6 protein-coding genes and 2 pseudogenes are annotated in these 9,342 nt (G+C 71.6%); 7 read left to right on the top strand and 1 reads right to left on the bottom strand.

Features of this window, described 5'->3' with window-relative positions; genetic code table 11:
- Nucleotides 1-20 precede the first annotated feature (20 nt).
- From FNH04_RS34945 to sucD, 6 genes and pseudogenes are all read left to right on the top strand, one after another.
- Nucleotides 21-689 (top strand): annotated as a pseudogene (locus FNH04_RS34945) (DUF5682 family protein); the annotation flags it as partial.
- The gene (locus FNH04_RS34940) at nt 686-1,876 is read left to right on the top strand and encodes a VWA domain-containing protein (RefSeq protein ID WP_152789869.1); all 1,191 of its coding nucleotides are present in this window, start codon (nt 686-688) and stop codon (nt 1,874-1,876) included. The pseudogene FNH04_RS34945 and the gene FNH04_RS34940, both read left to right, overlap by 4 nt.
- Before the next feature lie 351 nt (nt 1,877-2,227).
- The gene (locus FNH04_RS34935; protein WP_152789868.1) at nt 2,228-3,217 is read left to right on the top strand and encodes a hypothetical protein; all 990 of its coding nucleotides are present in this window, start codon (nt 2,228-2,230) and stop codon (nt 3,215-3,217) included.
- 286 nt (nt 3,218-3,503) lie between these two features.
- Complete coding sequence (locus FNH04_RS46840; RefSeq protein WP_194236911.1) at nt 3,504-5,327, top strand: ribonuclease E domain-containing protein; 1,824 nt, start codon at nt 3,504-3,506, stop codon at nt 5,325-5,327.
- 461 nt (nt 5,328-5,788) lie between these two features.
- Nucleotides 5,789-6,970 (top strand): ADP-forming succinate--CoA ligase subunit beta, encoded by a 1,182-nt coding sequence (gene sucC, locus FNH04_RS34925; protein ID WP_322724733.1) that lies wholly within the window; start codon nt 5,789-5,791, stop codon nt 6,968-6,970.
- Between the two features lie 21 nt (nt 6,971-6,991).
- Nucleotides 6,992-7,876 carry a succinate--CoA ligase subunit alpha gene (gene sucD / locus FNH04_RS34920; RefSeq protein WP_152789866.1) on the top strand — a complete coding sequence of 295 codons (885 nt, stop codon included), beginning with the start codon at nt 6,992-6,994 and terminating at the stop codon, nt 7,874-7,876.
- A gap of 103 nt (nt 7,877-7,979) precedes the next feature.
- Here sucD and FNH04_RS34915 read toward each other — a convergent pair whose 3' ends face one another.
- Complete coding sequence (locus tag FNH04_RS34915; RefSeq protein WP_152789865.1) at nt 7,980-9,017, bottom strand: RNA polymerase sigma factor; 1,038 nt, start codon at nt 9,015-9,017, stop codon at nt 7,980-7,982.
- A 75-nt stretch (nt 9,018-9,092) separates the two neighbouring features.
- On the opposite strand from FNH04_RS34915, the pseudogene FNH04_RS48145 reads away from it, so the two are divergent.
- Nucleotides 9,093-9,342, top strand: a pseudogene (locus FNH04_RS48145) (hypothetical protein); the annotation flags it as partial.

The raw sequence follows: 9,342 nt of genomic DNA, 5'->3' as shown, positions 1-9,342 counted from the left end.
TCAGCTGTGTATAACAGACAGGGGCGGTGGGGCTGCTGGGGCAGGCCGTCTCGGAGACGCACGGCGACCTGCGCGCCCGCTGGCACTCGGTGCTCAGCGTCCTCTCCGGGCGGGACACGGTCCCCGGTGTCATCCGGGGGCGGGCCGTCCGTCTGCTGCTGGACGACGGGGAACTGGGGCAGGACGAGACCGCTCGGCTGATGTCGCTGGTGCTGTCGCCCGGGACGGCACCGGCCGACGCGGCCGCGTGGATCGAGGGGTTCGTCGGGGGAGGAGCCGGCGGGGGGATGCTGCTCGTGCACGACGAGCGGCTGCTCGGGCTGGTGGACGCGTGGCTGACGGGGGTGCCACAGGAGGCGTTCACCGACGTACTGCCGTTGCTGCGGCGGACGTTCTCGGCGTACGAGCCCGGGGTACGCCGGACCCTCGGCGAGCTGGTCCGACGCGGGCCGGGAGCGCGGGCCGCCGCCACGGCCGTCGGCTCCGGGATACCGGGCTTCGCCCCCGGGCTCGAGACCGGGCGGGCGGACGCCGTACTGCCGGTACTGCGCCTGCTGCTGGGGCTGGACGAGGAGGGCACGGCCGGGGAGGCCGGCGGCCGCGGCCTCGGGGACAGCACCGGTGGTGCCGGAAGCGACGGCACTGGCGGTGCGTACTTCAGCGACGACCTTGTGGGGGTGGGCCGATGAGTACCGGGACGACGAGCGGGCCGGCGGTGAGCGAGGAGTTGGCCGCCGCGGACGAGCGGCTGCGGCGGTGGCGGCTCGTGCTCGGGGGTGACACGGCCGACGGGACGGGGTGCGCGCTCTCCGGGCGGGATGCGGCCATGGACGGTGCGCTCACCGCGCTCTACGGGAAGGGCGACAAACCGCAGGCGGGGCGGGAGCGTTCGGCGGGGCTTGGCGCGTCGGCGCCGTCCGTCGCACGCTGGCTCGGTGACATCAGGACGTACTTCCCCTCGTCCGTCGTGCAGGTCATGCAAAGGGACGCCATCGACCGGCTCGGGCTCTCCACGCTGCTGCTGGAACCGGAGATGCTGGAGGCGGTGGAGGCCGACGTGCACCTTGTCGGCACGCTGCTCTCCCTCAACAAGGCGATGCCCGAGACGACCAAGGAGACCGCGCGGGCCGTGGTGCGCAAGGTCGTCGAGGACCTGGAGAAGCGGCTCGCCACCCGTACACGGGCCACCCTCACGGGCGCTCTGGACCGCAGCGCCCGCGTCACCCGCCCCCGCCACCACGACATCGACTGGAACCGCACGATCGCGGCCAACCTGAGGAACTACCTGCCGGAGTACCGGACGGTGGTGCCCGATCGGCTCATCGGGTACGGGCGGGCCTCGCAGTCGGTGAAGAAAGAGGTCATCCTCTGCATCGACCAGTCGGGTTCGATGGCGGCGTCCGTCGTCTACGCATCGGTCTTCGGCGCCGTGCTCGCCTCGATGCGGTCCATCAACACCCGGCTAGTCGTCTTCGACACGGCCGTCGTCGACCTCACGGACCAGCTGGACGATCCGGTCGATGTCCTGTTCGGTACGCAGCTCGGCGGCGGCACGGACATCAACAGGGCGCTCGCGTACTGCCAGTCGCAGATAACCCGGCCCGCGGAGACGGTGGTCGTACTGATCAGCGACCTCTACGAGGGCGGGATACGCAACGAGATGCTGAAGCGGGTGGCGGCGATGAAGGCGTCGGGAGTGCAGTTCGTGACGCTGCTCGCGCTCTCCGACGAGGGAGCGCCCGCGTACGACAGGGAGCACGCGGCGGCGCTTGCGGCCCTGGGCGCACCGGCGTTCGCGTGTACGCCGGACCTCTTCCCCGAGGTCATGGCGGCGGCCATCGAGAAGCGGCCGCTGCCCGTGCCGGACGCCATGTGACCTGACGTGGCCTGACATGGCCTGGCATGCCGGGGGATCACGGGAACCGACACCTGACTGCCTGTGGACGTACGCCGCACAGCACGTGAGCCGATACCTGGGCAGCGCGTGAGGAGACGGGAGGAGAAGTAAACAGGTGCGAGAAAGGGGACATGACTACCCATCGGTAACGGAGGGCTTGCGCAACCTCGGGAGTTCCGTGCGAGGATCGGCGGCACCTGTTCACAGCCTTCGAACCGCTTCACGTCTTCGAACAGTTCGTCCCTTTGGACAGTTCGCCCAGCTCGCCGGTGTCCGGCGGGCGCGCCCCGTGCCGTACGCCGTCATCCCGCCCGTGGGAGGGCTCTCCCGTTGACTTCCCCAGCCGCACTGCCCTGTGCCGGTGCCGCTCTGCGCATGATGCGTGGGGCGGTCGGGCGGCGTGTGCTGCAGATCGTGCTGCTGGTGGGAGGGCTGTTCGCGCTGGGGTTCCTCTGCGGGGAACAGGCGCACGCGGCGGACGGGACCTCGCCGGGGGCGGCGACGGTCGTGGTGACCACGCCGTCGTCCGAGGCCGTTCGGTCCGTGGGGGAGGCGGTCGGCACGGCCGGACGGGAGGTCGAGCCCACCAGCACGACCACCAGCGCGACCATCAGGATGACCACCAGCACGACTGGTGAAGCTCCCGCTCGTACGCGGCCTGTCGCCCCAGCTGTCCCTGCGGCCGATCCGGTGACTGATCGGGTGACCGGCTCTGTGGCCACCGTCGGTCGGGTCGTACGGCCGGTGGGCGATTACGTCGTGGAGCCGGTCACCGAGCAGGTGGTGCGGCCCGTGGGTGACCTCGTCGAGACGGTCACCGACGGTCTGGCGGGCGGAGCCCCGCAGTTCCCCTCGCTGCCGGGGATGCCGTCGACGCCCGGTCTCCCGGAGATGCCGGGGATACCCGGGTACACCCTGCCGATCGGTACGACGCCGCAGCAGCCCGGCGAGGCTGCGTCCGAGCAGCCCGACGTGGCCGAGCGCGGTGACGGTGCCGAGGAGCGGTCGGCCCTTCGGGCGGGCGCGGCGTACGGGCCGCGGTTCCTCGACGGCACGCCACCGGCCGTGTCCGCGGCGCCCCGCGATCTGCAGGTCGCCCACGCCGCACAGGCGCCCGTGCAGGAGACGCCGGGCGGTGACCCCGCCGGTGCGCTCGGCCGGCACACGGCGGTCGACAACGGCGGGTCGCGGCACGGTGAGCCGCACGCCGTCACCCTGAACCACCGGGCTCCGATGAGCCTCGTGCCCGGCGTCACCGCGGCCGTCGCCGCGGACGGGACCCGGGACAGGCACCGGGACATCCCCGAGTTCCCCGGCTAGGACAGCCCTCCCTCCACCACCGCCGGACCTGCCGCGCTGGGGCGGAACAGGTCTGCCCGCCGTCCGGGCGCCCCTGCGAATCCCGGACGGACACCACCGGAGCCGGAACACGCCACAGCACCGACACCGCAAGGCGACCGGAGTCGTAGCCGGAACCCGCATCTGTTCCCCGGAGTTCCGGCCCTCCCGAGTCCGAGGGGTGCGCCGCGCCCGGTTCCCCCAGTCCCGTGATCCCGGTTCTGATCCGGGTCCTCATCCCGGTCCTCCCGAAGGATTTGACGCACATATGAACAAGAACATCCGCCGCTCGATCGTGATAGCCGCCGGAGTGACCGGCGCGTGGGCGCTCGGTTCCAGCGTGGCCGGCGCGGACGAGCTGCCCTCGTCGGCCGTGACCGTGCCCGACGTCTCCGTCGACACCGAGGACACGCCCGGCACGGTCACCGGCACCGTCGGCGAGGTCGTCACCGATGTGACGGACACCGTCTCCGGCGTGACCGACGCGGCCAGGAGCAGCGACAGCGGTTCCACCGTCACGGACACCGCGGTCACGGCCGGGTCCACGGTCGCCGTCGGCACCGTCGAGGTCAGCGAGGCGAAGAAGGCCGCCACGACGGAAGTCACCGCCGCCACGACGGAGGCCACCGCCCTCACGTCCAGGTCCACCCGAACCACGGCGGACCGGGCCCGCCGTTACGTGGACGCCGAGGTTCCGCAGGGCGCGCGTCTTTCCGCGAAGGTGTCCGAGACCGTCAGCACGTCCGAGGATCTCGAGGGCGAGGTCGACTACCTCTTCGGTCCCCTCGGTGCCTTCGCTCCGGAGCTGGAGGAGGCGCTCGCCGCCGCGCAGACCCGGCTCCAGAACACGAGGTACACGGCGGAGGGCGTGATCCAGCGGAAGACCCAGGCCGTCACGGCGGGAGCCGGACGTACGGCCGGTGCCACGCGGACCGCCGTCCGGGCCGCCGTCCAGACCGCCGCCACCGGCGCCGAGGACCGCCTCACCGGTACGGCCACCACGGCCCGTGAGCAGGCCCGGACGCAGGCCGGCAGCGTGACGACGGCCACCTGGGGCACTGTCTCCGCCGTCCCGAGCCATGTCACGAGCACGGTCCAGGGGGTCCCGGCCCAGGTCACCCCCGTTGTCGAGGGCGTACCCGCCACCGTCACCCCGGTCGTCGACGAGACCACCGCGGTCGCCGTGCCCCCGGTCGTCGGCACCGTCACCCACGGTGTCACCCCGATCGCGGGCCACGCCGTCGGCAACGTCACCGGGCTCGCCGACCGGACCACCGCCCACGCGGGCACGCTCGCGTACCAGGCAGTGGCCGACGCTGCGGCACTCGCCCGGCAGACCGTCGCCGACGCGCAGGCCCTCGCCGGCCGGGCCACGGCCGGGGCCGGCACCCTCACGTACGGCGTCACGGGAGACGCCACCGTGGTCGCCGGGCAGGCCGTCGCGGACCTCCCGCCGTACGCGACCGGGGTCGCGGGTCAGATCGTCGGCGACACCACCGGTTCCCTGCTCCCGCCGGTCGCCCACACCGCCGTCCACGGCGTCGTGCCCGTCGCGGGGCAGGCGGTGGCGGACACGGGCGGGGTGGCGTACGGCGTGACGGACGACGCGCGGCCGTTCGCCCAGAACGTGGCCGGGGAGGTCCAGCCGCTGGCCACCGGCCTCGTCCGGGACCAGGCCGGGCCGTTCGCGCAGGGCCTCGTCACCGACGAGGCCACGCCGTTCGCGTACGGCACGGCGGGCGCCGTGCAGCCGGTCGTCGAGGCCGTCGTCGGCTACGCGCAGCCGGTCGTGGCGGGTGCCGGCGGCGGCGCGACGGACCTGGTGTACGGCGTGACGGGCGAGGTGCCGCCGTTCGCGCAGAACGTCGTCGGCGAGACCGCCCCCGTGACCGGCCAGGTCGCCCCGTTCGCGCAGGACCTCACCGGCACGGTCCAGTCCACCGGTGGCCCGCTCCTCGGCAACGCCGCCACCGGGGCCGAGGGCGTCGCCGAGTCGATCACACCGAGCTACCTGCCGGACGCGCAGCACGCCGCTCAGTACGGCCAGTACAGCCAGTACAGCCAGTACGGCGAGTACAGCCAGCACAGCTAGTACGCCCGGTACAGCCGACCCCACCGATTTCAACGACTCCACCGGGAGAAACCGGTACGGCCGAATCCATCGGCCGTACCGCGGGTACGGCCGAAGCCGTCGGCCGTACCCGACCGAATCCCGGCGGAAGGCGGTGAGTGGTCCCCATTGGGGTGGGGACCACCCGCCCTGGGCCCTTCAGAGCCATTGGAGGACCTTGCAGGGGTCTCACCGGGTCAACCCCAGCCCGGTGAGGCCCCGACCTGCCCCGGACGGGCCGAATCTGTGACAGGTATCACCGCTCATGTGTGATCTGCGATTTAGAGCCCCCTGCCCGACGGGGATAACCTGCGAGACGGACATGCCGCGCGCTCGGACACCGTGTGCGCCTCCCTTGTGACATACAGCGGACGTCACGTTGCCCTTCGCGGCACGCCCACGCATCCAACGAACCGCTAGATCACTGATAGGGACGGAAGCGCGTGGACCTGTTCGAGTACCAGGCGAGGGACCTCTTCGCCAAGCACGGTGTACCGGTGCTGGCCGGTGAAGTCATCGACACGCCTGAGGGGGCGCGCGAGATCACCGAGCGGCTGGGCGGCAAGTCGGTCGTCAAGGCGCAGGTGAAGGTCGGTGGTCGCGGCAAGGCCGGTGGTGTCAAGCTGGCCGCCACCCCGGATGAGGCCGTCGCCCGCGCGACGGACATCCTCGGCATGGACATCAAGGGCCACACGGTCCACAAGGTGATGATCGCCGAGACGGCTCCGGAGATCGTCGAGGAGTACTACGTCTCCTACCTCCTCGACCGCACGAACCGCACCTTCCTCGCCATGGCCTCCGTCGCCGGTGGCATGGACATCGAGGAAGTCGCCGCGACGACCCCCGAGAAGCTCGCCAAGATCCCGGTCGACTCCAACTCCGGCGTCACCAAGGAGAAGGCGCAGGAGATCGTGGCCGCGGGCCAGTTCCCGGCCGAGGTCGCCGACAAGGTCGCCGATGTCCTGGTGACCCTCTGGGACGTCTTCGTCAAGGAGGACGCCCTCCTCGTCGAGGTCAACCCGCTCGCCAAGGTCGCCTCCGGTGACGTCCTCGCCCTCGACGGCAAGGTCTCCCTGGACGCGAACGCCGAGTTCCGTCACCCGGAGTTCGAGGAGCTCGAGGACAAGGCGGCGGCCAACCCGCTCGAGGCCGCGGCCAAGGCCAAGGGCCTCAACTACGTGAAGCTCGAGGGCGAGGTCGGCATCATCGGCAACGGTGCCGGTCTGGTCATGTCCACCCTCGACGTGGTCGCGTACGCCGGTGAGGCCCACAAGGGCGTCAAGCCGGCCAACTTCCTCGACATCGGCGGTGGCGCCTCCGCCGAGGTCATGGCGAACGGCCTGGAGATCATCCTGGGCGACCCGGACGTCAAGTCCGTCTTCGTGAACGTCTTCGGTGGCATCACCGCGTGCGACGCCGTCGCCAACGGCATCGTGCAGGCCCTGGAGCTGCTGAAGAGCAAGGGCGAAGAGGTCAACAAGCCGCTGGTCGTGCGCCTCGACGGCAACAACGCCGAGCTGGGCCGCAAGATCCTGACGGACGCCAACCACCCGCTCGTGCAGCAGGTGGACACCATGGACGGCGCGGCCGACAAGGCCGCCGAGCTGGCTGCGGCCGCGAAGTAAGGGACGAGGTCACAGAACACCATGGCTATCTTCCTCACCAAGGAATCCAAGGTCATCGTCCAGGGCATGACCGGCTCCGAGGGCCAGAAGCACACCAAGCGCATGCTGGCCTCCGGCACGAACATCGTCGGTGGCGTCAACCCCCGCAAGGCGGGCACGACCGTCGACTTCGACGGCACGGAGATCCCGGTATTCGGGTCGGTCGCCGACGCGATCGAGAAGACCGGCGCCGACGTCACGGTCATCTTCGTCCCGGAGAAGTTCACCAAGGACGCGGTCGTCGAGGCCATCGACGCCGAGATCCCGCTCGCGGTCGTCATCACCGAGGGCATCGCGGTCCACGACACGGCCTCCTTCTGGGCGTACGCGCAGGAGAAGGGCAACAAGACCCGCATCGTCGGCCCGAACTGCCCCGGCCTGATCACCCCCGGTCAGTCGAACGCCGGCATCATCCCGGCCGACATCACCAAGCCGGGCCGTATCGGCCTGGTGTCGAAGTCCGGCACGCTGACGTACCAGATGATGTACGAGCTCCGCGACATCGGCTTCAGCTCCTGCGTCGGCATCGGCGGTGACCCGATCATCGGCACCACCCACATCGACGCGCTCGCCGCGTTCCAGGCCGACCCCGACACCGACCTGATCGTGATGATCGGTGAGATCGGCGGCGACGCCGAGGAGCGCGCGGCCGACTTCATCAAGGCCAACGTGACCAAGCCGGTCGTCGGCTACGTCGCCGGCTTCACGGCGCCCGAGGGCAAGACCATGGGCCACGCCGGCGCCATCGTCTCCGGCTCCTCCGGCACGGCCCAGGCCAAGAAGGAAGCCCTGGAGGCCGCGGGCGTCAAGGTCGGCAAGACCCCGACCGAGACGGCGAAGCTCGCGCGCGAGATCCTGGCCGGCTGACCGATCCTGGCCGGCTGACCGACCCTGGTCGGCTGACCGACCTGGACTCGGCCCGATCGGGCGGGCCCGCACCCCTGGGGGTGCGGGCCCGTCGGCGTTTTCGTCATCTGATCTCGGGGGCCAGTCTCTCCGGGCCGCCTGCCAGGACCGAGCGGAGTCGCGCGCGCAGTTCGAGTTGTTCCTGGGAGAGAGGTCCCAGGGCCGGCCTGGGCGGTACCCCGCGGATCGGGGTGCCCTTGGCCACCGGGGGTTCGTAGTGGTCGGGGGCGGTATGGACGGTCAGGGCGATCGCGCCGAGGAGGAGGGCCGTGACGGCGACGGCCGCGTGGGTCCAGTGGCGGGCGCGGCGTTCACCGCGGACGCGGACGGCGGCAGGCGTACCCGGTCTGACGACCCACGGTCCCTCCCCGGTCACGGCGTCGGCGAGTCGGCGCCGCAACTCCACGGGGTCCGCCAGCTCCGGCAGGCACGCGGCGACCGCCTCGCGGGCGTACATCAGACGGCCGGCCGTCGCGGGCGTGCTCGCCTCGGTCTCGGCCGCCGTCTCGGGCAGGCCGAGGCCGAGACCGTCGTACAGCACCAGTGCGCGCCGGTACGGGGGCGGCAGCGTCCGGAGTACGTCGATGAGGGCGTAGTCGGTGAGTGCGACGCCCTGCTGTTCGAGCGCGGCCGAGAGCCGGGGCGAGGACCGTGGCTCGGGACGCCTCAGGGTGAGGCGGAAACAGTGCCAGGGGGAGAGCGCGTACTCGTGTGCCGCGGCCCGCACCCAGCCCGTCGGGTCAGGGTCGACGGCGACCTCCGGCCAACGCTGCCAGGCGAGCTGGAAGGCGCGCTCCACCGACTCGCGGGCGAGGGCGCGCCGCCCCGTGAGGAGGTGGGCCTGCCGTACGAGGGCGGGCGCGCAGGACGTGTACAGGGCCTCGAACGCCTGAGCGGCGTTCAGTGGGCCGGTGGGGAGAGGCGGCGGTTCGGGGACTTCGATGGGGGTCAGTTCGTACCACTCGACTGCCCGCGGCGACAGCCCGCTCGCGTTGACTGACGGCCCGCTCCCGTTGACTGACGGCCCGCTCCCGTTGGCTGACGGCTCGGGTGTCCCGGCGGATGGTTCGGCCGCGGGGGTCGGCGGCTCCGAAAAGCGCATAAGCGCATCTTGGGCGACACATCCATGATTGTGCTGTTACGCGGCTAAAGCGCGTGTCGTTGGGAGCATGAGGCCGTGACGCACGTGACCGGCTCCGCCGATTCAGCTGACTCCACCGACTCCGCCGACTCCGCCGGCTCCTCTCATGTCGCCGGCGCCTCTCATGCCGTCGGCTCCCCGCAAGCTGCCGGCCCCGCTCAGGCCGTCGACCTTCCGGGCTCGTCGGTGTCCTGGTCGTCCGGGCGTGTGGGGGGCCGGGTGCGTGGCCGGCTGTGGTGGCGGTCGTCCGGGCTGGCTCCGGGGCTGCTGGGGGGAGCCGTCGCGG

It is taken from the genome of Streptomyces phyllanthi, from assembly GCF_009377205.1.
Lineage (GTDB): Bacteria > Actinomycetota > Actinomycetes > Streptomycetales > Streptomycetaceae > Streptomyces > Streptomyces phyllanthi.
This window is presented reverse-complemented; position numbering and strand designations above follow the sequence as displayed.